Here is a 21,476-nt window from a genome sequence, read left to right as displayed (position 1 = left end):
AACGCGAGCGCGCGCAGTGGCCTCAATGCGGGCCTCAATGCGGCAATTGCGTGGGATCGTAGCGATTGCGGGGATTCCATAGCATCCACCCGTCGGTGTGCTCGGCGTCGGCGGCATCGATCTGTGCGCGAATTTCATCGGCGTCGAACTCGCGATGATCGAACGCATAGTCGCGAAACGCCTGGAGCCACGGACGAAAACGCACGCCCGGCAGGCCCGTGCGCCTTTGCGCTTCCGCCAGCGAGCGGCGCACGATCTGCCCCGGGTCCGCGGTTGGCTTTGTGCACCCAGGCAGACCCCATGTGAATCCGGACGGATACAGCATCGGCGAGATATAGTCGAGCGCCGTGCCGAATGTTTCGAGCTGCTGGCCAACCGCGGTGTCGTCGAGATTCCAGCATACGTAGCCGAAAATATCGGCTGCGACAAAGACATTGTAGGGCGCAAGGCGCGCACGGGCGGCCGTGAGAAAGCCCGCAATGGCGGCGGTGCGATTGGCTCGCGTATTGGGTTTGCTGAAAACGAGCCCAGGTGCATCCGGGAACCGCACATAATTGAACTGGATTTCGTCGAAGCCGAGTCGGGCCGCTTCTTCGGCAACGTCCAGGTTGTGGTCCCAGACTTCACGCCGGAACGGGTCGACCCACTGCAGTTGTTCGCGATCGCGCCATGCGTTGCCCTGTGCGTCCTGCACGCTCCATTCCGGATGTGCGCTCGCGAGCGGATCATCCTTGAAAACGACGATTCGCGCGATCAGGTACAGACCGTCACGATGCAGACTCTGTAGCAGCGCGGCCATGTCGTGGACAACGGGCGCGGGCGACGGCGCATTCGCTGCGGCACCGATTGACTCACGCGCATCGCTCGCGTACGAAGTCAGGCCCCGGTCGCCTTTCGCGTCGATCACGAGCGCGTTGATGCCGTTCGTGTCCTTCAGTGCTACGGCTGCGTCCCGCAAGGTCCGGCTTGCGACGCCATAGACGGACAGGTAGACGCCGCGGGCCCGAAAGGGCGCCAGCCGAACGACGAGGGGCTGCTCGGGCGTCAGGCTGACTGACGCCGACCGGTAACCCGGCGCACGAGCCGCCACGAGGTGCACGGCGCCGGCGCTGGAGAATGCTCCATTGGCGTCAGCGTATTGGGGTTTGCCGTCAAGCGTCACGGTTGCGTACGGTATGGGCTGATGCGTCGATTCATCGATGATCATGCCTTGCACCTCAAACGCAGCCCGCGAGGGCGCAATGTCGACAGCGACGAGCGTGGCAACGCAGCACAGAACGGCGGCGAGCCGTTTCATGGGTGTGCCTCCGTCGCGGGGACGGAGGGCGCGTCAGGCTCGCCAAGCAGGCGGGCGAGGATACGCGGCGTCACGTCCTCGACCATCAGGAATCGCGGCAGCGCCAACAAGGGTGAAGAGCGGTCGAGCCGCCGCGCCTTCAGCGTAAAAGCGGCCACATAGCCGAGTTTGCTCGCGATACGCATCACGTCGTCGTATACGCCGAAGGGCCAGGCGAGCATGTCGACGTGTCCGCCAACTTTGGATTCGATCAGCTCGCGCGAATGCTGCAGTTGTGTGGTTGCGAAACGCTCGAACTCGGCGGGCGACTGGCGACGCCGTTCGACGTTGAAATTCGGGTGCCACCAGGTGTGCGACTGCACATCGAACAGCCCGGTCGCGTGCATGGCGCGCAACTGCTCCCAGGTCAGCGCATAGGAAGCGTTCGAAATCGCGGACGGATAGACGAACAGCGTGATGGGTAGCTGCTCGCGCTGCGCAATGGGCAACAGTCGCTCATATACCGACTCGTGACCGTCGTCGACGGTCAGCGCAACGGATTTGGCCGGCAGCGTTGCGCCAGGCTCCCGTAGCCAGGCGACAATCCGGCGCAGCGGCACGATCTGGTAGCCACGTTCCCTCAGAAAGCGCACATGTGCTTCGAACGTGGCGACGCGCACGGTCATCGAATCGTCGTCCGTATCCGAAAAGCGATGGTAGACCAGGATAGCGACAGCCGAGACGGCTTCTTTCGGCCCGGCCGCCGCGAATGCCTCAGAGGCCGCAAGCAAGGCAGCCAACATTGCCAGGCATGCAAACAGCAAAATCCAGCCTGCGCCACGATATGCCGTGCCGGAGGAAGCGCGCCAAGGAAGGTGAATTGCGGAACTCATGCGAACTCCTGGTTCCAGCCACGGCCTGCCCCGTCGGCGCGTTCCTTTGGCGGGCGCGCAATCATGCAGTCGGTGGTGAGCAGCAACGACGCAACGGAGATCGCATTCTGGAGCGCCGTGCGTGCAACCTTGACGGGATCGACGATGCCGCGCTCGATCATGTCGCCGTAGTCGCCACGGGCGGCATCGTAGCCGAAGGCATCGTCGGCTTCGGCGACGGCATGCACGACGGCCTGGGCATCAGCACCGGCGTTTTGCGCGATCTGGCGTAACGGCGCGGCAAGCGCGTCGTGCACGATCTTTGCACCGATTTGTTGGGCCTGCGTTTCGCCGTAATGCTCCAGAACACGGCGCGCACGCAGCAATGCCACGCCGCCGCCGGGCACGAACCCTTCCTCGACGGCGGCGCGCGTTGAATGAAGGGCGTCTTCAAAACGGTTCTTGCGCTCGCGCAGCGCCGTTTCGGTTGCCGCGCCAACGCGGATGACGGCAACGCCCCCTGCAAGCTTGGCCAGACGCCGGTTGAGTGTGTCTCGCTCGTGGACATCGACCGTCGCGCCGATGCGCTTTTTGAGTCCCGCGATACGTTCGGCAACGCGCGCGTGATCGCCGTGACCGGCAACGATCGTCGTCGTCTCACGAGAAATCTCAATGCGCCGCGCGGCGCCCAGATCGTCGAGCGTGGCATTTTCAAGGGTGCGACCCATCTGCGCAGAGATGACCGTGGCCCCCGTGAGCGCGGCAAGGTCCGCCAGTTGGTCAGTACGGCTTTCGCCAAAGCCTGGTGAGCGGATTGCGCAGGACTTGAAAGTGCCGCGCAGATGGTTGACGACGAGTGTCGCGAGCGCTTCGCCTTCGATCTCGTTCGCGATGACGAAAAGCGGTTTGCCCGTCGCCATGACGGCTTCGAGGACGGGCAGCATTTGTGCAATTGACGCAATGTTCATGTCGCACAGCAACACCCTGGGTTCGTCGAGGACCACATTGCGGCGCTCTTCATCGAGAAAAAGCGGTGAGACGAAACCCCGGTCGATCAGCGAGCCGTCGACCGTCTCCAGTTCGTCGTCGAGTTTCGAGCCGTCCTCGATGCTGATGGCGCCTTCCTTGCCGACGCGCTCGACGGCGTTGGCCACCAGCGTGCCGATGCTCGCGTCGCCGCTCGCCGATATCGTCGCGATCTGCCGCATTTCATCGGCCGACGAACACGGGCGCGCAAGCCTGTGCAGTTCCTCGACGACCCGTTTGCCCGCATCTTCGATGGCGCGCCTGAGCGCCATGGGATCGTGACCGGCAGTCACACACTTGTTGCCTTCGACGACGATCGCCTGCGCGAGTGTCGTGGCTGTCGTCGTGCCGTCCCCGGCGATTTCACTCGTGCGCGTGGCGACCTCGCGCAGCAACTGCGCGCCCATTTCCTCATAAGGATCAGGCAGGTCAACCGAACCCGCGACGACCACGCCAGAATTCGCCACGAGAGGTGCGCCCGGGGTGCGGTCAACGATTACGTTGCGTCCGCCCGGACCAAGCGTGACCTCCACCGCCTCGGCGAGCACGTTGACACCGTTGAGTAGCAGTTGCCGTGCATCCTGGTGAAATACGAGCGTCTTGTGTGACACGACGGACCTCCGCATGGGTTGACGGATGGCGCCTACGTTGCGCAACCGAAATGGACTGTCTGCCTATTTGAACCATCGCGAGCGGTTGTTGGCTTGATCTGTATCAACAGGCTTCAGGCAATGCAACGGACATGCGAATCACCCATATGGCTCGCGAACGATTGATCGACATCAAACCCTGTGCCGCGCTATCAACGATGCTGAACCTGTCGCGCGTTGGACGACGTGGAGGGCACGATGAAATCGGATGAAGCGCTGTCGCAGGAGATTGAGCAGGCCTTGCATAGGGAGCGGGCCATTGATACGGGACAAATCCGCGTCCACGTGCACAACGGCGTCGTCACGCTCACGGGTACGGTGCCCACCGTTCTGCAGAAGCAGGCTGTCGAAAGAGCGCTGCAGGGTGTCGTCGGCTGCCGCGCACTCGTCATGGAACTCACCCTTCCGTCCGCGAATGCCTATGTCAGATCAGATGAGACGCTTGCTGCGAGGATCGTCGCGATGCTGTCGCGAATGACGGGCCTGCCGGCCGACCGCGTGCGCGTGGAGACGGAGCACGGCTGCGTCACGCTCACAGGTTGGGTCGACACGGAAAGGCAGCGGCAGGCGATCGGAACGCTGGTCGGCAGCATGGAAGGCGTCGTCGGCGTGAGCAACCGGCTCGCCGTATGCGAGCCGCCTGTCGAGGACGTTGCCGCGCAGATTGCGCTGACGCTCAGCCAGCGTCTGCAACGGGAAATCGAAGGGATATCGGTCGATATCCGTGACGGCATCGTGACGCTTTCCGGTACCGTCGGCTCGCTCGACGAGAAGCGCGCAGCGTGCCTCGCGGCGTCTCAGGTGCTGGGCGTGCGCCAGGTCGTGGATCGATTGAGCGTCGCATGAGCGTGCCCGCGGACAATCCTGTTGCGCGCGGCTGCTATCGCCGACTGCTCGTTGTCGTACGCCACGGCGGCGCCTGCCCTGCCGTGATCCTTGACTATACGAGCGCGTGGGCAATGCGAGATGCTGTCGCGCACGTCGCGGTGCTGTCCGACGGCGCGGACGAAGACGGCGGCGTTACGCCGGGCATGGTCAGCGCCGGCTGCCCGAATGTTGCGACGGCGGACGCGATGCGTTGCTCACTGGTTACGCGCGGACTGGACGCGACGGAATCGCATGTGCTGCCCGTGCACGCCGGTGCAGGCATCAGCGACGCCGTTGCGGAACTGGCTGGCCGCTGGGGTGCGGACATCGTGCTGACCGACTACCCGTCTCCCGCGCATCTGGCGCAGGCGTCCGCATGCAACGTGCTTTTCCTGCCCACAGATGGATCACACAGGTTCCACGTCCCGCCTGGCCGCATATTCGTGGCAAGTGACGACAGCGCAGCCGCGGATTGTGCTGTTGAAGAAGCGAAGCGTGTGGCTGGCAACGCGGAGTTGCGGAGAGCGTACGTGTCCTGCGAACCGGAAGCGGGTACGTTGCCTGGTTCTGCGACAGTCGTGCTCGCAGCGGCCCATCACGGAGATAACCTTGCGCACGCGATCCTGCAGGCCGCACGCGAATGGGGTGCTGATCTGCTGGTACTCGGCACACATGGCCCGGTACGGCATGCACGATGGCGCTACGGGAGCGTCGCGACCGCAGTCGCACTGGTTTCGGACGTGCCGCTTCTCCTTGTTCCCGAGCGATCATGATGCCCGTCCAGCGTCCCTCGCGCGATGCCCGCAAGCCCACACGCTGGTTCGATCTGGCGGGTAGTGCGTTCACATTTCTTTTTGTTCTGCTCATTGCGCTGCAGTTCATGACACTGCAAGGCAGGACCACGGAGATCGCTTACAGCGACTTCCAGCAACTCGTTGCTGCCCGGCAGGTGAAGGACCTGGAAGTGACGCCAACGCGGATCAGCGGCTCGCTCAGGATGCCGGGTGCCGCGACCTTCCTGACAGCGTCCGATGCGATCGCCGTGCAGAAGACTGGCGAACCGTGGCGGTTCACGACGGTTCGCGTCGCTGATGACCGGCTCCCCCAGGCGCTTGCGGCAGCGGGTATCCGCTATACGGGTGGCGTCGATAGCGCCTGGCCCGGCATGCTGCTTTCATGGGCCGTTCCGTTGCTGGCGCTCTTCTTCGTGTGGAATCTGATTGGACGGCGCGCGGGCGGTTTGCAGGAATACACGAAGATAGGCCGCAACAACGCACATATCCTGGTGCAGGACGAAACCGGCATCACCTTCGACGATATCGCCGGGATCGACGAAGCCAAAGCCGAGCTCAAGCAGATCGTGGCCTTTTTGCGCGATGCCGAACGCTATCGCAGACTTGGCGGCAAGATTCCGAAGGGCGTGCTGATCGTGGGCGCGCCCGGCACCGGCAAGACACTGCTCGCGAAGGCCGTCGCGGGTGAGGCTGGCGTGCCTTTCTATTCCGTCAGCGGCGCAGCGTTTGTCGAGATGTTCGTCGGCGTAGGCGCGGCCCGGGTGCGGGATCTGTTCGAACAGGCGCAGGCCGAAGCGCCATGCATCGTATTCATCGACGAACTGGATGCGCTGGGCAAGGTACGTGGGGCAGGCTTGACCTCTGGCAATGATGAGCGCGAACAGACTCTCAACCAGTTGCTCATCGAGATGGATGGTTTCAAGTCGAATTCCGGCGTCATCATCATGGCGGCCACGAACCGGCCGGAGACACTCGATCCGGCGCTGTTGCGTCCGGGCCGCTTCGACAGGCATATCGCGATAGACCGGCCTGATCTGAACGGCCGCCGTCAGATTCTCGCCGTGCACACACGCCACGTGAAGCTTGCGGCGGGGGTCGATCTGAACGAACTGGCGTCGCGCACGCCCGGGTTTGTTGGAGCAGACCTCGCGAATGTCGTCAACGAGGCTGCCCTGCATGCAGCCGAGGCGGACAAACAGGCAGTTGACATGTCGGACTTCGATGAGGCGATCGACCGTGCGATGGCGGGCATGGAGCGCAAGAGTCGCGTGATGAACGCGCAGGAAAAGGTCACGATCGCGTATCACGAAGCAGGTCATGCGCTGGTCGCGTATAGCCGCAAGCATTGCGACCCTGTCAAGAAAGTATCGATCATCCCGCGCGGCGTTGCGGCGCTCGGCTATACACAACAGGTGCCGACTGAAGACCGCTACGTGCTGCGTCACAGCGAACTGCTCGACCGGCTCGATGCGCTGCTTGGCGGCCGCGTCGCAGAAGAACTGGTGTTTGGCGATGTATCGACGGGCGCGGAGAATGACCTGGATCGCGCGACCGACATGGCTCGCCATATGGTGACGCGGTATGGCATGAGCGAGCGCATGGGTCTCCTGACCATCGGTGAATCCGCGGACCAGATTGTCTTGCCAGGGTTTGACCGCTGGCGCGGTTCATCCTGCAGCAATGACACTGCACACCTTGTCGACGAAGAGATCCGCCGGATGCTGGACGACGCACACACCCGGGTCAGGGCGACGCTTTCCAGCCAGCGCGGGACGCTTGAACGCATCGCCCGGTTACTGCTCGAGCGCGAAGTACTGGACCATAAGATGCTGCAAAAGGCGATTGACGGTGTATCGCCCTCGGAAATGCCTGCGAATCCCGCCATCGACACGGCGAACCGGGAGTCACAGGCGCCTGTGCTTGAGAGCATCGAGAGCCCCAACGCCGAGGTCGAGGCCGGGCAGCACAACGAATCCTGCTCAGGCTGACGGCAACCATGTTGCATGGGATCGGAGCAGGTCGCCAGAGCGCCAACTTTGGTGGGAAGGAGGAACGCCATGCCGCTTCACAATGCGGATTGCGTCGCGGCCTTCAGCGAAACTGCGGACCTGCTGGAAATACTGGAGGCGAATCCTTTCGGGGTACGCGCATATCGGCAAGCCGCGCGTAACCTCTCGGCCTTCGGCAGGGATGTCGCCACCATGATTGCGAACGGTGACGACCTGCATGCGATCGGTGGAATCGGTCCAGACCTGAGCGCGAAACTGCATGAGATCGCGAATACGGGAACGTGCGACCTGCTCGAGGAATTGCGGCACAAGGTTCCCGTCGCACTGCTGGACATGCTGGACATGCTGGACATGCTGGACATGTCTGGCCTCGGGCCGCGCCGCGTTCGCATGCTGCACGCGGCGTTGCAGGTCGATACGCTCGACGATCTGCGCGAAGCAGCCAGGGCGGGCAAGGTGCACACTGTACCGGGCTTCGGAAAAGGACGTACTGAGCCCACTCGATATCGTCATCGCAGTGGGATGCCGCGCCGCCAGGAAAGCGGGGTGTCCTCGTATCGATCGCCTCTGGTGCCCATAGTTGCGAAGGGCTGTCGAATCTTCGGTGGGATATCGCGCAGGCGCGGCGTGCATGGCTCACGAGGCCCGACGTGTTGAATACGAGGTCGCTTGAGCAGTTGCGCCCACTGCTCCTGAAACCAGTGTTCAGGGAGCAGCTCGCGCGAACCGCTGCCTTATGACACACGACATCTGGCTCGCGTGTCTCGCTGTTTGTCCGCGATCGACGGTAAGGGAACGCTTGATATGGATCAACGGCGCCACCCTCCGCGAGTCTACGCTGTAGGTGCAGTTTCACGATAGAGAGGATCGTGAAGTGTATGTGGAAACAGCGGCTTGGCATGAGACCAGCGTAAGCCGCTAAAGCGTCAATACAGCTCGACAGGAGAGTTTCAATGAAGAGCGACGTGCAGTTGAAAAAAGAAGTGGAGCAGGAACTGGAATGGGACCCTTCTATCAACGCAGCAGGAATTGGCGTCGAAGTCCACGACCGCATTGTCACCCTTGCCGGCCATCCAGGCAGCTTTGCAGAGAAGCTCGCGGCGCGTCGGGCGGCACAACGCGTGGAAGGCGTGAAAGGCGTCGTGGTCGAACTCGAAGTTCGTGTGCCGGCTCACGACAAGCGCAGCGACGAGGAAATTGCCGCGGCGGTCCGCTCGGTTCTGGAATGGACAGCGGGACTGTCGGAGAAGGAAGTAAAGGTCACCGTCGAGAAGGGCTGCGTGACGCTCTCCGGTGAGGTCGACTGGGGCTATCAGATGAAGACTGCGGAGAACGTTGTCGTCCCCCTTCGCGGCGTCGTGACCGTCGTCAATCAGATCAACGTGCGCGGCAACGCGTCTGGGGGCGACATCGCCGGGAAAATCGGCGCGGCGCTGAAGCGTCATGCCGAAGACGAAGCCCGGCACATCGACGTCGACGTGAACGATGGCACCGTCACGCTGCGTGGAAAAGTGGGCTCTTTTCCGGAGAGATCGATTGCATGCAGTGCAGCGTGGTCCGCGCCTGGTGTGCACAACGTAATCGATCAGCTGTCGATTGGCGCGTAGCGCAGTGCCGCATGCAATTGCGTTGCTCAGGCGATGGCTTGCCGCAGCGACGATGTGAGCCGGCTATCTGGTCGGACAATCGGGGCCATGTCCTGGCCTGCTTACTTTGAAGGAGAGGTGCAATGAGCAATCTGACGCGTTTTGACCCGTTCTCGCTGGATCCTGTTGCGGATCTGTTTCAGGGTTTCTTCCGACCCATGCGCTCGATGATCACGACGCAGGACACCGAACTTGCGTCGATGAAAATCGACGTCACGGAGAACGACGGCGCTTATTCAGTGAAGGCCGAGCTTCCGGGTGTGGACAAGAAGGACATTGATGTTCAGATCGACGGCCGCATTGTCTCGATCAACGCCAAGGTCGAACGAAACAAGGAGGAGAAGGAGGGCGAGCGTGTGATTCGTCGCGAACGCTATTCGGGGGCATTCAGCCGCTCGTTTTCGCTGGGGGGGGGAAGTCGACGAAGCCAACGCAAAGGCCGAATACAAGGACGGTGTGCTGTCGTTGAGCCTGCCGAAAAAGGCGCCGACCGATCAGAAGCGGCTGACTATCAGCTAACGACATGATGGCGCGCCGTGTCATGGCGCGCTTTGTTGTCGCTTGGGATGCGGGCCGGAGTATGTCGTCGGCCCGCTTCGTTTTGGCGATGTGCAAGAATGGGATGCAAATGGCGTCACGTGATTTCAATCCGCGAGGGAAGTCAGCGTCGTACCGGGTGCGCCGACTGTCTGCGCAAGAATGGGTAATTCATCCTCGTTGAGTTTCAGCGCGTCGCTCAGCAAACGGTGATTGATCCAGCCGCGAACGACGCAGCCGAGCCCTTCCGACGCGCAATACAGCGCGACGTTCTGTGCCATCGCGCCTGCAGCGACAGCAGAGAAGATATCGCGCTGCTGGGGTGGCATCTCGGACAGACGCGACATGTTGACCACATATACGAGATCAAGGGGGGGCGTCGCCGACGAAGTCCTGATAGCCGGTCAGATTACGCGCGTCGCTTGCGTGCTTGAGTACGAGCCGGTGCGTCGGTGCATCGTAGCGATAGACGCCGTTTGGCAGCACGGCATAGATATCGATTTCGTTGAAGGCGTGCGCAGACGGAGCCGTGCGGCCACTGCTGGCGGGGCGATTGATGCCATCGGCCGCCCACAGCAGCGCGCCGAGCGTGGCGGGTGCAAGTGGGGCGTCGGAGAACTCGCGCGTACTGGCACGCAGGGCGAGTGCTTTCATCAGCCGCGCGCCCGAGGACATGTCCGGCCTGGGCAATTCGAGGAAAGCGGGGGCTTCTCCCTGGGCATGAGCCGGCGCACGACCGGGAGCGGGTTCATAGGTCAGCAGTTGCGGGTCGGTCATGATCGACTCCTCCGTTGATGGATCGATGCTTGTGCGGATGCATCAGCGCATCGTTTCCAGGATAGCGGCAGTCTGATGCATGCCGCTTGATTTCAGTCAACCGCGTCGTGATGCGGCTTACGAGACCAGTAACCGAGCAGCAAGACGGCGCCCGCCATACCACATCGACGTGCGCGAAATGCGCAACACCTGATCCTTCGCACAAAGCGGCGGGCAACAGTTCAATCAGCGCGTAGCCGGTCGCAAAGAGCCATGCGGGCATTGGAACGGGCGGGAACAGCAAGACGACCCACCGGTGTGGAAAGATCAGTGCATAGGCGACCAGGACGCCGAATACACCTGCCGACAAGCCGATCGCCGGATAGGCGTCGCCTGCGACCGTCAGGGCCGTGAGCAACTGGGCAATCCCGCCCACATACCACGCTCGCGGTGTAAAGCTTCAATGTTTTACGGGCTCCGAGCACGCGCTCGACCTCACTGCCGAACATGAACAACCCGAGCATGTTGAACGCGAGATGCCCCGGGTTCGCGTGCAGCGCACTGTCTAAGTCAGCAGTTGCCGCACGTGAAAAGCGGGCGCATCTGCACTTGCCGAACGGAGCGGCCACAGGGCAAAGCGGTCGATCAGCGAGTTCGGGCCAGCGGCCTCGATCATGAACACAAGCAGGTTCAGTACGAACAGCACGAGGATCATGGTTTGGCGACTGTGTGAAGTGCGCGGCGTGTGGATAAGACCGGGATCGGATTACCGCCGCGAATGCGCCTGCGCTTGATCTGCATCAGACCCGTGACCTTGTGGGGAGTCGAAGCTTTCACGGTGGCTCGCACCACGACTTACTCCGAGGAGATGCGCGATGAAATCAGACCGGCAGTTGAAGAAGGACGTCGAGGAGGAACTCGACTGGGATCCGGCCGTTAACGGCGACCGACATTGGCGTGGAGGTAACGGATCGCGTCGTCACGCTTTCCGGGCATCCGCCGAGCTATGCGGAAAAGCTCGCAGCAGAAAAGGCAGCGCATCGCGTGGCGGGCGTAAAAGCTGTCGTGGTGGAAATGCAGGTCCGGTTGCCGCAGAAAGACGAACGCACCGATGAAGACATTGCCAATGCCGTGCACGCGATCCTGCACTGGACCGTGGGCCTGCCTGACGATTCCGTAAAAGTTCAGGTGGAAAAGGGTTGGGTCACGCTGACGGGCGCGGTCGATTGGGCGTACCAGAGCCATGTCGCCGCGCGCACTGTCAGCCATATGCGCGGCGTGCGCGGTGTCGCAAACCGGATCGAAGTGCGCGGCAATGTCGCATCGGAGGACATCAGCGGAAAAATCGCACAGGCGATGCAGCGGCATGCCGAACGCGAAGTCAAGCACATCAGCATCGCTGTCAAGGATGGAACGGTGACATTGACGGGCAAAGTGGGATCTTACGCGGAGCGCGCAGTCGCGAGAGGGGCCGCGTGGAGTGCACCCGGCGTGCGCGCTGTGGTCGACGATCTTGTCGTCGAATGAAATTCATCTCATCGCGGCCGCGGCAGTGTCGGCGTGCATTGCTGCGAGAAACAAAGGGAGCGTGACATGACGTTGTCTGGAAATGTGCAGGAAGGGACATGGTCGGTGAACGTCCAGACCGAGGAGGCGGACGATGGCGGGTATCGGGCGACTGTCCATGTCCAACATTCATCGCCCGAAGGTGACTTCGAGCATACCTTTCGACACGCAAGAAAGTTCAGCACAGAACGGGAAGCCGTCCTTGAAGGACTGCGCGAAGGTATGTGTTGGATCGGGCTCAAGATGACGCGCACTATCAAGCATGTCACGTGACAGGGAGCCCGGCCGGTGGCGCGTTCGCAGGCCATTGGTCAGCGCTGCGCGCCTTTCGTCTCATGCAGACGGGCAGTCTTGTGAACGGAACGTTCGGGCCTTCTTTTTTCTCGTCGTTTCGTCGACCATGACTAGGCTTGTGCCGTGGCGGAGCGCCCCGCTTCATCAGATACGGGGTTGACGAAACCGAGCCGTGCCGCGTCGCCTTCACCGCAATGCGCAAGTACGCTCGTGCGTGCCTTGTCGCGCAGGCGCGCCATTGCAGTAAGGTCGGCTGCCCCGGGCTCGATGGGGGCGCCAGCCGTTACCGTGACGAGAGCGCGTTTCGGGATCCAGTCGCCATCCGGGAGTGCCGTGCGGGTGCCGTCCAGCGCAACCGGTACAACGTGGCGGCGTGCAAGACATGCCGCGCGGAATGCGCCGAGGTGGAATGCGCGCAGGCCGGCCGCGCGCGTAAAACTGCCTTCGGGAAAATACAGAAGACGCTCGCCGCGTTCCGCCAACTGCACAAGTTCCTGCTCGTCGGCGATGCTCGAGGAGAAATTTGACCGTTCCACAAAAGACGCGCCGAGCGCGCGGAGCAGATGTCCAAGCAGCCACTGCCGTGCGAGTTCCTGTTTTGCGACGAAGTGTACCGGAGCGGGCAATACCGATGCGAGCACGACGACATCCAGATAGCTGGTGTGGTTAGATACGAGAACGGCCCCAGGCATAGCCAACGCCTGTATTTCCCCGGCGAGCCTGATCTCGATGCTCGCGAGCTTCAGGAACCAGCGACAGGCACGCGCCGCATGACACCAGTTGCGCGCATGGTCATGGCTTGTACCCGTCATGGCGAAAAGGCACGAACCCAATACGGCAACAGCACCATAACACCATACCCCGTGCGCGGCGCGGAACACGGGTTTCAGAGCGCGGCGCATCAACGGCTTGACGCTGCCGGCCATCAATGTCACCACTTGTAGCCAGACTGAACGCCCGACAAGATTGCCACCGTTGGACATGAATGCCTGCAGCGTCGCTGCGTGCCGGATCTTTCCGCCTGGCGTGCGCGGGATACTGTCGGGCGGCACGAGTGCGACCTGCTCCGCTGGCGAACCATACAGCGCGATCGTTGCCGCGTTAATCTTCGCCTTCAGGGCCTCGCATTCGGCAACAACATTTGATCGGGTCTCGGCAACAATGACCAGGCGTTCGGTCGCACCCGATGGGCTGGCCCCCCGCATACGGCAACGCCACCGTGAACGATGCCTGGAAGCCTGCCTATGGTTTGTTCCAGTTCGTATGGGAAGAAATGCCGGCCTCCGCGGATGATCATGTCCTTTATCCGACCGGTGACATAAAGCTCACCATTCGCCACGTACCCGAGATCACCGGTATCGAGCCAGCCGCCGTCGCTCAACCGCGCGCTCAGCGTCGGATTGCGCCAGTAGCCTGTCGTGGCCGATGTCCCCCGAAATTCGATACGTCCAATATGGCGTTCGGCGAGCTCGCGCCCCTCCCTGTCGACGATACGCAGTTCTGTGCCGTTCAGCGGAAAGCCGCAGCCAACTGTTTCCACGGTGTCATCGCCGTTTAAAGCCTCTGTTGCCACCTACTGCGTGTCCAGCGCGGCGCGCACGACGCGATCGGTGTGCAACCCGCGGCCAGGCGGCGGGAACGTGACGGCCAGCGTGTTCTCCGCGAGTCCATAAACGGGTGCGATCGCACCGGGATGTAACCCGTGGCGCCCGAAGCGGGTGACAAACGCGCGCATGGTGTTCTGATTGACGGGTTCGGCCCCGCAAAAGGAAAAGCGTAACGATGAAAGATCGATGCCCGCCAGCTCGTCGTTTCGCAGGTGCCGCACACAGCGGTCGTAGGCGAAATTCGGCGCGGCGGTGAGGGTGCCGCGATACTGATCGATCAGGCGTAGCCAGCTCGAGGGTCGCGCAAGGAACGTAATGGGCGAAGCGATCACGACAGGCACGCCATAGTAAAGTGGCGCGAGCCATGCGCCAATCAGGCCCATGTCGTGATAGAGCGGCAGCCAGCTGATCATCACATCGTGCGCCGTCACACAGATGCGATCTCCCATTGCACGAATATTGGCGAGCAGGTTTGCGTGCGTCAGTGTGACGCCTTTCGGATCCCCCGTACTACCGGATGTGTACTGGAGCAAAGCAACGTCTGCCGGTTGGGCTGCGACGACGGGATCGAGCGGCGTGCGACGAATCTGCTGCGGCAACAGGACATGGCGGAGTTGCGGCACGCGCCACGCGAGCAATTGTGCGATGGCCACGGCCTTGTCAAACGAAATGAGCGCCTTGACCTGTGCGTTGGCCAGGATAGCCGCATTGCGCGCGACGTGTTCCTGCAGTGCCTGCAATCGCGCGGGCGGGTAGAGCGGTACCGGGATCGCGTTACGCAGCAGAATCGCGAGAAAACAGACGAAGTAGTCACGCGAGGTCGGCAACATGAGTGCGACCGTATCCCCCTGCCCGATGCCGATCAATCTCAGCCCGCCCGCAATCTGCATGGCTTCGCGATGCAATTCGTCGTAGGTGATACGCGTTTCGGCAAGGGAATCGTCAATCAATACGAGATGCGTGCGTTCGCCGGCATGCGCCGCGTGCCATTGCAGGGCTTCGCAAAGCGTCGCTATGGCAGCAGGTGTATTGGCCGCGCGAGCGTCGGATCGCCCGGCAGGCTCAACTGTGACCAAAGTCGCCTTTTGTATCGCCCGCGTCTGGTCAATCGGGTTCAGCGCGTGCAAAACATCGTTCGCACAACCGCCTCGTGCAAAAATGTCAACGGGCAACTGTACGCCGAACGCCTGTTCGACGCGCGAGAGGAGTTCGGCACGCGCGAGGCTGTCGAATCCGAGTTCGCTTTCGAAGCGCGCCGTGAGCGTGACCCGGTCCGGCTCGTACGCCGTCCCCTGCAACTCCTTCGCGAGCTCCCTGATGACGGCAAGCAGACGTTGCTCGGTCGCAGGTTGCGCAAGCGCGCCGTCGGTCTGTAAATTGGGAAGAGGCATGACTACCCTCCGATAGGGATCGCAAACAGGGCTGGCCGCTGTGCAGGCTGCAGATGTCTGCGGCCAATCTTCCCAGCCAAATGGTCGCTGCAAACTGAGTCTACGAACGGGCGTCGAATGGTCGTTGACGCAGGTCAATCGCGCACTGCGTCCCTCTGGTATGCGCGAGTTGTGGTGACTAGACGCAGGTCAATTCGGGGAATTCGGGCGCGGGTATGGTACGTACGATGACTAGCCAGAGGCAGCCGAACGATGACATCGACGCCCTTTCTCGCTGCAGACGACAAGGCTACCGTCGCAGAAATGCGCCGGCCAACTACCAACGCATTCGCCGGCATCCAGCGGCGCACGCCTGCGTCGCAGCATTGACAGGGGGCTTTTCCCTAGCGTCGGTTGCACTCGCGTTCATGGACTGGATGCTGACATATGACGGTCGCACCAGGCGGGCAAAGATCAGCCACCCGAAGACCGGGCGCATGCAAGATGACTCTCGCTTTGCCAGTGACGCATGGTTGGTATGGCCGTTCCACGTTCATCGCGACGGCTTCCTCCGCCCGCAGCGAGCTGTGTGAACTGCTGCAGTACATGGCCACGACGCCTACGGTGGTTTGAGAGCCGATACTGATCGTACCCCCGGATCATGAAGTACTACATCCTCGATCTTCAGTCCCACGATTCGTTGATCCGACCGTCTGGGGGCGCAGGGCCTGAAGGCGGACGAACTGGCGTTCATCATTCCCCGACGCACATTGACCCATCGCCGGCAACAGCACGAACGCCTGTCAACCGAGGAGTCCGACCGCGCAATCCGCCTGGCGAGGATCGTTGCACAGGCAAACACTGCTTTTGGAAACGCAGAAAAGGCGATGCGCTGGCTCCGAAGCCCGCAAAGCCGGTTTGCCGGCCGCAGTGCGCTCGAAATGGCTGGAACCGAACATGGTGCACGGCTGGTCGAGGAAGCGCTGGTGCAGATCGACGAAGGGTACTTCGCCTGATGGTGTTGTTGAGAATCAGTAACTACGCCGACCTGCGGGGAATAGGGGGATTACGCGCGCCGGGCCGATGGCACTTCGCCGGACGGCCGGTCGTCTATCTGGCCGAACATCCCGCCGGCGCGCTTCTGGAAACGCTCGTTCATCAAGGAATCCGTTCCACGGCCGATCTGCCCGATACCTATCGATTGCTCCGTGTAGAGGTCAGCGACGAGGTCGTAGTCGCGCAAATTGAAGAAGACGCGATGCCGGACGACTGGCGCGCAGATGAGTGGTGGACGCGGGCCGCCGGCAGCGAGTGGCTGGACGCAGACAACACGGCCTTACTCAAGGTGCCCAGCGCGGTGATGCCGTTTGCGTACAACTATCTTCTGAATCCGGCTCACGACGCCGCCGCCAGAATTACCATCGGCCAGGTCGTCGATGTCCGGCACGACCCGAGGATCATGCGCCTCCTGACTCACAGCTGACGCGGGTTCACGGGCTCGATTTTCTCTCGGGCAACAACGTATTTGACATAAACCAAATTATCAATTTTTTGCATGTAAGAGCAATATGAGAATGTCGTATTCTAGCAAGATACAAATGTCGTGTTTTGCCGGTGCTGGCAAGCTGGCGGCTCTCTGCACGCATGCGGGAGCCGCTCATGAAGGCTGGCACACTCGTGACATTGAACATGCGCGAACTCGATCGTTTGAAGGTGATTCAGGCGGTGGTTGAACTGGGTTTGAAGCCCGGTCGTGCCGCCGAGCGGCTGGGCCTCACGGTACGTCAGGTCCAGCGGCTGGTGATGCGCTATCGCGAATCAGGCGCTGCGGGACTGGCCTCGCGCAAGCGCGATGGTCCGGGCAACCGGAGACTCGATGAGGGGCTGGCCCTGCGCGCCCTAACCATCATTCGCGAGCGCTACGCCGATTTCGGGCCGACGCTCGCGTGCGAGAAACTGCGCGAGTGCCACGGTCTGGTACTGTCGAAGGAAACCGTGCGCCGGCTGATGACGGACGCCGGGCTGTGGATGCCACGCCGGCAGCGTCCGCCAAAGATCTACCAGCCGCGCGCGCGGCGCGCCTGCCTGGGCGACCTGGTGCAGATCGACGGCAGCGATCACCGCTGGTTCGAGGACCGGGCGCCGGCCTGTACGCTGCTGGTGTACGTGGATGACGCTACGAGCCGCCTGATGACGCTGCACTTCACGGCCACCGAGTCGACTTTCAGCTACTTCGAGGCGACGCGGGCGTATCTGGAACGTTACGGCAAACCGGTCGCGTTCTACAGCGACAGGGCCAGCGTGTTCCGGCCGACTCACACGCAGACCGGCGACCGGGGCGTCACGCACTTTGGCCGCGCGATGTACGAGCTGAACATCGATACGTTCTGCGCCAACAGCAGCTCCGCGAAGGGCCGCGTCGAGCGTGCGCACCTGACGCTGCAGGACCGGCTCGTCAAGGAACTGCGACTACGTGGTATCAGCACGCTCGCCGAAGCGAATGCCTGGGCACCGTCGTTCATGGCGTCGTACAACGCGCGCTTTGCGAAACCACCGAAGAGCACGTTCGACGCGCACCGGCCGCTGCGTGGCGACGAGGATCTGGACGCGCTGCTGACGTGGCGCGAACTGCGGCGCGTGACGAAGTCACTGACGGTGCAGTACGACCGGGTGCTGTACCTGCTCGACGACACGCCATCGAACCGCAAACTCATCCACCGGTATATCGACGTGTGGGAGTATCCGGACGGCCGGATCGAGGTCAGGGCGGATGGCGCGGCCCTTCCCTGCATCCCCTATGACCGGCTGGCCGAGATCGACCAGGGCGCGGTGGTCGAGCACAAGCGGCTGGGGCACGTGCTGCAGGTCGCGCAGGCGCTGCAGGCGCAGCGCGACGACCGGCGGATCTCGGGCTCGCCGTCGCGTACCAACCGGGGCGAGGCGGTCCAGTCTGACCAGCGCCGACCGGGCACAAAGAAGCAGCGCGAGTTCACAAAAGCCGATGTCGATGGCGTGATCATGCAGCTGGCGCAACTGAATCAGCCGAAGCAGCACTGCCAACCTGATCGTCGGTCAGCAGGATCTGTCTGAACGGACTGACACGCCCCGCCCGTTCAGTCCGCATCCTTCGACACTGCATGGACATTCAAACCCTGAAAGACAGACTCAAACCCAACGTCAAAACCACGACATCTGTAAATAGCCAGCGCTACGACATTTGAATCTGGCTTTGACATTGCATGCAAGGTGCGCCACACATCGTCGAGCGTGGGCGCGTCTCCGCTAGGCGGCTCGTCATGCTCTGGGATCGGCAGCGTGTCCCACCAATCGTACTGGCAGACCCGGCAAAATGTCGCGCGGCCAGCGCTGTTGTTCAGCAGACGTCCGTGTCCCAGCGGGCAGTCTTTCGCGTCAGTCAATTGTCAACCCCTCAACGACGGCGGAAGATCGCCCACGCGCCCCGACTTATAGAGCTTCTTCTGCAACCTAACCCACGCAACCAGCAGGTCGGCGTGCTCGGCCAGAAGGCCGTCGAGCTTCGCTCGCATCTGGTGGGCGGCGTCAAGCTTGCCTGAGCGCGTCAGGTCGTGGATCGCCTTCTGGCACGCGGCGCAGTGTTCGACGAGCTCCAGTGAACGTGCGTCGAACCTGCGAAAGCGCACCAGATCCTGGTGCGCATCCTGCTGGTCGAGTTCCGGAAATAGCGCCTTCCGAAACCATTCGTCATCTCGTTCGCGCGTCGTCATGGTCGGTCCCGCCGTGTCACTCGGTGCCGCGCGCCATGTCGCGGAGCTTGCCGAGTTCGCCGTTGGCCCACGTCCTGAATGACTCAATCTCGACGCGCACCTTCTCGAGCTCGGCGAGGGCGGCGTCGTCTGTCGGGCTCATGCCGCGCAGCATGAACGTGCCAGCGCTGCACGAATGCACTTGACACGTCCGTAGCCGCCGGCATAGCACCGCTGACGGGTTGCCTCGAACAAGGAGCAGACTGACGAGCCGCGCAACGTACGCGAGCGACTGAGTTCGGCGGCCGTCCGACCACGATGGCCTTTGTTCCTCGGCAAGATTGCCTCCACTTTCTCCAACGCCCGAACGCTCTAACCGATCAGGCCGACTCCGACGGAGTAGCCGGTCCGGTGCGTGGTGCGCAGAACGCGCGGGAGCTATTCCTGAACGGCCGTCATGCCTAGTTGATCCAACGCCACCATGTCTGCATCGGCGAGCTCGACCTTAGTGGCCGCAACGTTCTCTTCCAGATGTTGAACGGACGATGTCCCGGGAATTAGCACGATCGAAGGCGACTTCCTCAACAACCACGCAAGCGCGACCTGGGCAGACGTCGCGGAAGTGCGCGCAACAATGCTCACCATGGCGGCTGACTTTGCCAGCGCCCCCGAATGCAATGGCCAGAATGGAATGAAGGCAATTTGATGGCGCTCGCAGTACGCAAGTACGTCTTCATGCTTTCGCAATGCAAGGTTATAGATGTTCTGGACGGTTGCGATTTCGACTACAGATCGGGCACGCTCGATCTCATTCACACTGACTTCCGAGAGTCCGATATGACGAATCTTACCCTCGTCACGCAACGCACGAAAAACCTCCATCGTCTCCTCGACAGGTATTGTTGGATCGATGCGGTGGAGTTGAAACAGGTCGATACATTCGCGCCCCAAGGCGCGCAGACTCCCCTCTAGCGCACGCCGGATGTGCGACTCGGAGGCGTTGATAGATATGCCTGGTCGCTCGCGTGTCGCAGGTCCGCTGCGCAGCAGCCCGGCTTTGGTTGCAATCACCAAGCTCGGGGGGTAAGGATGTAGAGCTTCTCGAATAATACGCTCGCAGTCGCCCGGACCGTACACATCTGCCGTATCAAAAAAGTCGACGCCGATGTCCACCGCGCGACGAAGTACTTCGCGCGCATTGGCTTCGTCCTTCGGCGGTCCCCATACACCTGGCCCAGTGAGTTGCATTGTGCCGAAGCCCATTCGATGTATAGGCAGCTCGCCACCGATACGCAACAAAGCAGGTTCCATCTTTTCCATTCCAAACCTCGTACTTTGGCCGTAATGGGCTACACTTTAAGTGTGGAGTTTAGTCCCTAGTCAAGAGGCGCTGCATGCTCATATCAGAATTTTCGCAAGCCACGGGGCTATCGCGTGATACTGTACGCTTCTATGTACGCCTCGGCCTTATATGTCCCAAAACCGGGAGCAAAGGAGGCGTCAGACCATATCTTCACTTTTCAGAAGAACACGTTCAGGCCGTGAAGATTATTCGGATCGCCCAGTCACTCGGCATGTCGTTGAAAGAAATAGCAGCCATCAGCAAGGAACGCCGTGAAGGACGCATGACTCGCGGACGCAGCATCGATGTACTCAAGGGGCATATCGAATCGCTTGAAGCCAAAGCGACGGAAATACAGTCTCTGTCCACCTACCTTCGTGCCAAGATCGCTTGGCTGGAATGTGGTGAGCACGGTCCTCAACCGGATTTTGAGTGTAAGCAGAGCAGGTAGCATAGGACTACGCTGGAATCCGCTATCCTCAGGCAGCGCTCGCCGGCTATAGCTGGCGCACACGCGAGGGCCCCACGCACCGACGCTGCCCGGCTCATGCGCGCCGTGGCTTTGTCGTTGCTGCCCACGCCCTGGCTGCTAGTCGAACAGCACGACCCGGCTGCGCACAGTCTTCGGCGCTACGGTAGACCCACATATACGAGGCGCTCTGCGCGACGCGGCCAGGCTCCTTGAGTACCCTGCACGGCTGTCACGTCACCATGAATCAGCGACTGCGACAGCAAGGTCTTGCATTAGGCCTTAAACAGGAAAATCATCTGCATGCCCTGGGAAACACTGCACTATAGCCGCGCACTCGTGAGCCATCGCATCCCTCCGGGGGCTGTTGATTGAATGGGACCCAGTACCTCATGGGATTCTCAATCTGTTGCTCGATCATCGAGGCCTTTGGCGGCCGGATACGGGCGAGCGCCGATGCATCACGGGGTGCCATGGTCGAGTTCAACTTGCCGGCGCATCCAGGCGTTCAAACATGATTGGATCGATGCAAAGCCTGGACTCGCAATGGGACGAGATTCCGCCCAGGACGCCGCGAATCATTCCACCGAGGCCAGCACGATCTGCGAGATATCGGCGTCCCCAAGGCCCTCCTTCACAGCACGCATCAACCAGTCGCGCACACGACTCG

Annotated in this window: 19 protein-coding genes and 6 pseudogenes; 13 read left to right on the top strand and 12 right to left on the bottom strand. The window is 61.7% G+C overall.

The features are described 5' to 3' along the window. Window positions 1-34 precede the first annotated feature (34 nt). From H3V53_RS34255 to groL, 3 genes are read right to left on the bottom strand one after another with little or no spacing between them, the layout of a single operon-like run. Window positions 35-1,297 carry a putative glycoside hydrolase gene (locus H3V53_RS34255; RefSeq protein ID WP_419539618.1) on the bottom strand — a complete coding sequence of 421 codons (1,263 nt, stop codon included), beginning with the start codon at window positions 1,295-1,297 and terminating at the stop codon, window positions 35-37. Then, window positions 1,294-2,169, bottom strand: a complete 876-nt coding sequence (locus tag H3V53_RS34250) for a polysaccharide deacetylase family protein (protein WP_419539617.1) — start codon at window positions 2,167-2,169, stop codon at window positions 1,294-1,296. Before H3V53_RS34250 ends, H3V53_RS34255 begins: the two co-directional genes overlap by 4 nt. Beyond that, entirely contained in the window at window positions 2,166-3,785 is a 1,620-nt protein-coding gene (groL, locus tag H3V53_RS34245; RefSeq protein WP_336601600.1) for a chaperonin GroEL, read from the bottom strand. The genes H3V53_RS34250 and groL overlap by 4 nt, the downstream gene beginning before the upstream one ends. A 237-nt stretch (window positions 3,786-4,022) precedes the next feature. Between groL and H3V53_RS34240 the strand changes: the two genes are divergently transcribed. The 6 genes and pseudogenes from H3V53_RS34240 (at window position 4,023) to H3V53_RS34215 (ending at window position 9,659) form a co-directional block, all read left to right on the top strand. Next, window positions 4,023-4,670, top strand: a complete 648-nt coding sequence (locus tag H3V53_RS34240; protein ID WP_336601599.1) for a BON domain-containing protein — start codon at window positions 4,023-4,025, stop codon at window positions 4,668-4,670. Beyond that, window positions 4,667-5,464 (top strand): universal stress protein, encoded by a 798-nt coding sequence (locus H3V53_RS34235; protein ID WP_336601598.1) that lies wholly within the window; start codon window positions 4,667-4,669, stop codon window positions 5,462-5,464. The genes H3V53_RS34240 and H3V53_RS34235 overlap by 4 nt, the downstream gene beginning before the upstream one ends. After that, the gene (ftsH, locus tag H3V53_RS34230; protein WP_419539622.1) at window positions 5,464-7,473 is read left to right on the top strand and encodes an ATP-dependent zinc metalloprotease FtsH; all 2,010 of its coding nucleotides are present in this window, start codon (window positions 5,464-5,466) and stop codon (window positions 7,471-7,473) included. Before H3V53_RS34235 ends, ftsH begins: the two co-directional genes overlap by 1 nt. Before the next feature lie 69 nt (window positions 7,474-7,542). Next, window positions 7,543-8,151 carry a helix-hairpin-helix domain-containing protein gene (locus tag H3V53_RS34225; RefSeq protein ID WP_336601596.1) on the top strand — a complete coding sequence of 203 codons (609 nt, stop codon included), beginning with the start codon at window positions 7,543-7,545 and terminating at the stop codon, window positions 8,149-8,151. A gap of 296 nt (window positions 8,152-8,447) precedes the next feature. Next, a complete protein-coding gene (locus tag H3V53_RS34220) occupies window positions 8,448-9,101 on the top strand; it encodes a BON domain-containing protein (protein ID WP_336601595.1) in 654 nt (217 codons plus the stop codon). Between the two features lie 122 nt (window positions 9,102-9,223). Continuing rightward, window positions 9,224-9,659, top strand: a pseudogene (locus H3V53_RS34215) (Hsp20/alpha crystallin family protein). A gap of 125 nt (window positions 9,660-9,784) precedes the next feature. Here the strand turns inward: H3V53_RS34215 and H3V53_RS34210 are convergent. Continuing rightward, window positions 9,785-10,454: pseudogene (locus tag H3V53_RS34210) on the bottom strand (SagB/ThcOx family dehydrogenase). Window positions 10,455-10,546: 92 nt separating this feature from the next. After that, window positions 10,547-11,148, bottom strand: a pseudogene (locus H3V53_RS34205) (rhomboid family intramembrane serine protease). Between the two features lie 160 nt (window positions 11,149-11,308). Between H3V53_RS34205 and H3V53_RS34200 the strand changes: the two are divergent. Both H3V53_RS34200 and H3V53_RS34195 read left to right on the top strand, forming a co-directional pair. After that, window positions 11,309-11,960: pseudogene (locus H3V53_RS34200) on the top strand (BON domain-containing protein). 66 nt (window positions 11,961-12,026) lie between these two features. After that, window positions 12,027-12,272 (top strand): hypothetical protein, encoded by a 246-nt coding sequence (locus H3V53_RS34195; RefSeq protein ID WP_336601594.1) that lies wholly within the window; start codon window positions 12,027-12,029, stop codon window positions 12,270-12,272. Between the two features lie 131 nt (window positions 12,273-12,403). On the opposite strand, the gene H3V53_RS34190 is transcribed toward H3V53_RS34195, so the two are convergent. Genes H3V53_RS34190 through H3V53_RS34180 form a run of 3 tightly spaced genes read right to left on the bottom strand, consistent with a single transcriptional unit; the run spans window position 12,404 to window position 15,291 of the window. After that, entirely contained in the window at window positions 12,404-13,498 is a 1,095-nt protein-coding gene (locus H3V53_RS34190; protein ID WP_336601593.1) for a lysophospholipid acyltransferase family protein, read from the bottom strand. Next, a complete protein-coding gene (locus H3V53_RS34185) occupies window positions 13,408-13,866 on the bottom strand; it encodes an acyl-CoA synthetase family protein (RefSeq protein WP_336601592.1) in 459 nt (152 codons plus the stop codon). The genes H3V53_RS34190 and H3V53_RS34185 overlap by 91 nt, the downstream gene beginning before the upstream one ends. Continuing rightward, a complete protein-coding gene (locus H3V53_RS34180; protein WP_336601591.1) occupies window positions 13,867-15,291 on the bottom strand; it encodes an AMP-binding protein in 1,425 nt (474 codons plus the stop codon). Window positions 15,292-15,506: 215 nt separating this feature from the next. On the opposite strand from H3V53_RS34180, the gene H3V53_RS43825 reads away from it, so the two are divergent. The 4 genes and pseudogenes from H3V53_RS43825 to H3V53_RS34165 all read left to right on the top strand — a co-directional run bounded on the left by H3V53_RS43825 (window position 15,507) and on the right by H3V53_RS34165 (window position 18,360). After that, window positions 15,507-15,863: a poly-beta-hydroxybutyrate polymerase N-terminal domain-containing protein gene (locus tag H3V53_RS43825; RefSeq protein WP_419539614.1), complete on the top strand. Its 357-nt coding sequence runs from the start codon at window positions 15,507-15,509 to the stop codon at window positions 15,861-15,863. A 114-nt stretch (window positions 15,864-15,977) separates the two neighbouring features. Then, window positions 15,978-16,286: pseudogene (gene parS / locus H3V53_RS34175) on the top strand (type II RES/Xre toxin-antitoxin system antitoxin); the annotation flags it as partial. Beyond that, entirely contained in the window at window positions 16,283-16,753 is a 471-nt protein-coding gene (locus tag H3V53_RS34170) for an RES family NAD+ phosphorylase (protein ID WP_336601611.1), read from the top strand. The pseudogene parS and the gene H3V53_RS34170, both read left to right, overlap by 4 nt. Window positions 16,754-16,929: 176 nt before the next feature. Beyond that, window positions 16,930-18,360 (top strand): ISNCY family transposase, encoded by a 1,431-nt coding sequence (locus H3V53_RS34165; RefSeq protein ID WP_336601590.1) that lies wholly within the window; start codon window positions 16,930-16,932, stop codon window positions 18,358-18,360. 332 nt (window positions 18,361-18,692) lie between these two features. Here the strand turns inward: H3V53_RS34165 and H3V53_RS34160 are convergent, their stop codons facing one another. From H3V53_RS34160 to H3V53_RS34150, 3 genes are all read right to left on the bottom strand, one after another. Further along, on the bottom strand, window positions 18,693-19,016 hold the full coding sequence (locus H3V53_RS34160; protein WP_336601589.1) for a hypothetical protein: 324 nt from the start codon (window positions 19,014-19,016) through the stop codon (window positions 18,693-18,695). A 16-nt stretch (window positions 19,017-19,032) separates the two neighbouring features. Further along, the gene (locus tag H3V53_RS34155; protein ID WP_336601588.1) at window positions 19,033-19,170 is read right to left on the bottom strand and encodes a hypothetical protein; all 138 of its coding nucleotides are present in this window, start codon (window positions 19,168-19,170) and stop codon (window positions 19,033-19,035) included. A gap of 263 nt (window positions 19,171-19,433) precedes the next feature. Continuing rightward, window positions 19,434-20,315 carry an aldo/keto reductase gene (locus H3V53_RS34150; protein ID WP_336601587.1) on the bottom strand — a complete coding sequence of 294 codons (882 nt, stop codon included), beginning with the start codon at window positions 20,313-20,315 and terminating at the stop codon, window positions 19,434-19,436. 74 nt (window positions 20,316-20,389) lie between these two features. On the opposite strand from H3V53_RS34150, the gene H3V53_RS34145 reads away from it, so the two are divergent. Further along, the gene (locus H3V53_RS34145; protein ID WP_336601586.1) at window positions 20,390-20,788 is read left to right on the top strand and encodes a MerR family transcriptional regulator; all 399 of its coding nucleotides are present in this window, start codon (window positions 20,390-20,392) and stop codon (window positions 20,786-20,788) included. Window positions 20,789-20,905: 117 nt separating this feature from the next. Here the strand turns inward: H3V53_RS34145 and H3V53_RS34140 are convergent. Beyond that, a pseudogene (locus tag H3V53_RS34140) lies at window positions 20,906-21,078 on the bottom strand (IS66 family transposase); the annotation flags it as partial. Between the last annotated feature and the right edge of the window lie 398 nt (window positions 21,079-21,476).

Source organism: Paraburkholderia bengalensis, from assembly GCF_037126505.1.
Classification (GTDB): Bacteria; Pseudomonadota; Gammaproteobacteria; order Burkholderiales; family Burkholderiaceae; genus Paraburkholderia; species Paraburkholderia bengalensis.
Note: the sequence above shows the minus strand (reverse complement) of the source record. Positions and strands in the feature narration are given on the sequence as shown.

Coding starts and splice junctions, on each gene's coding strand:
- H3V53_RS34255 (WP_419539618.1), bottom strand. CDS start 1,297: ATGAAACGGCTCGCCGCCGTTCTGTGCTGCGTTGCCACGCTCGTCGCT.
- H3V53_RS34250 (WP_419539617.1), bottom strand. CDS start 2,169: ATGAGTTCCGCAATTCACCTTCCTTGGCGCGCTTCCTCCGGCACGGCA.
- H3V53_RS34240 (WP_336601599.1), top strand. CDS start 4,023: ATGAAATCGGATGAAGCGCTGTCGCAGGAGATTGAGCAGGCCTTGCAT.
- H3V53_RS34235 (WP_336601598.1), top strand. CDS start 4,667: ATGAGCGTGCCCGCGGACAATCCTGTTGCGCGCGGCTGCTATCGCCGA.
- ftsH (WP_419539622.1), top strand. CDS start 5,464: ATGCCCGTCCAGCGTCCCTCGCGCGATGCCCGCAAGCCCACACGCTGG.
- H3V53_RS34225 (WP_336601596.1), top strand. CDS start 7,543: ATGCCGCTTCACAATGCGGATTGCGTCGCGGCCTTCAGCGAAACTGCG.
- H3V53_RS34220 (WP_336601595.1), top strand. CDS start 8,448: ATGAAGAGCGACGTGCAGTTGAAAAAAGAAGTGGAGCAGGAACTGGAA.
- H3V53_RS34195 (WP_336601594.1), top strand. CDS start 12,027: ATGACGTTGTCTGGAAATGTGCAGGAAGGGACATGGTCGGTGAACGTC.
- H3V53_RS34190 (WP_336601593.1), bottom strand. CDS start 13,498: ATGCGGGGGGCCAGCCCATCGGGTGCGACCGAACGCCTGGTCATTGTT.
- H3V53_RS34180 (WP_336601591.1), bottom strand. CDS start 15,291: ATGCCTCTTCCCAATTTACAGACCGACGGCGCGCTTGCGCAACCTGCG.
- H3V53_RS43825 (WP_419539614.1), top strand. CDS start 15,507: ATGGTACGTACGATGACTAGCCAGAGGCAGCCGAACGATGACATCGAC.
- H3V53_RS34165 (WP_336601590.1), top strand. CDS start 16,930: ATGAAGGCTGGCACACTCGTGACATTGAACATGCGCGAACTCGATCGT.
- H3V53_RS34160 (WP_336601589.1), bottom strand. CDS start 19,016: ATGACGACGCGCGAACGAGATGACGAATGGTTTCGGAAGGCGCTATTT.
- H3V53_RS34155 (WP_336601588.1), bottom strand. CDS start 19,170: ATGCTGCGCGGCATGAGCCCGACAGACGACGCCGCCCTCGCCGAGCTC.
- H3V53_RS34150 (WP_336601587.1), bottom strand. CDS start 20,315: ATGGAAAAGATGGAACCTGCTTTGTTGCGTATCGGTGGCGAGCTGCCT.
- H3V53_RS34145 (WP_336601586.1), top strand. CDS start 20,390: ATGCTCATATCAGAATTTTCGCAAGCCACGGGGCTATCGCGTGATACT.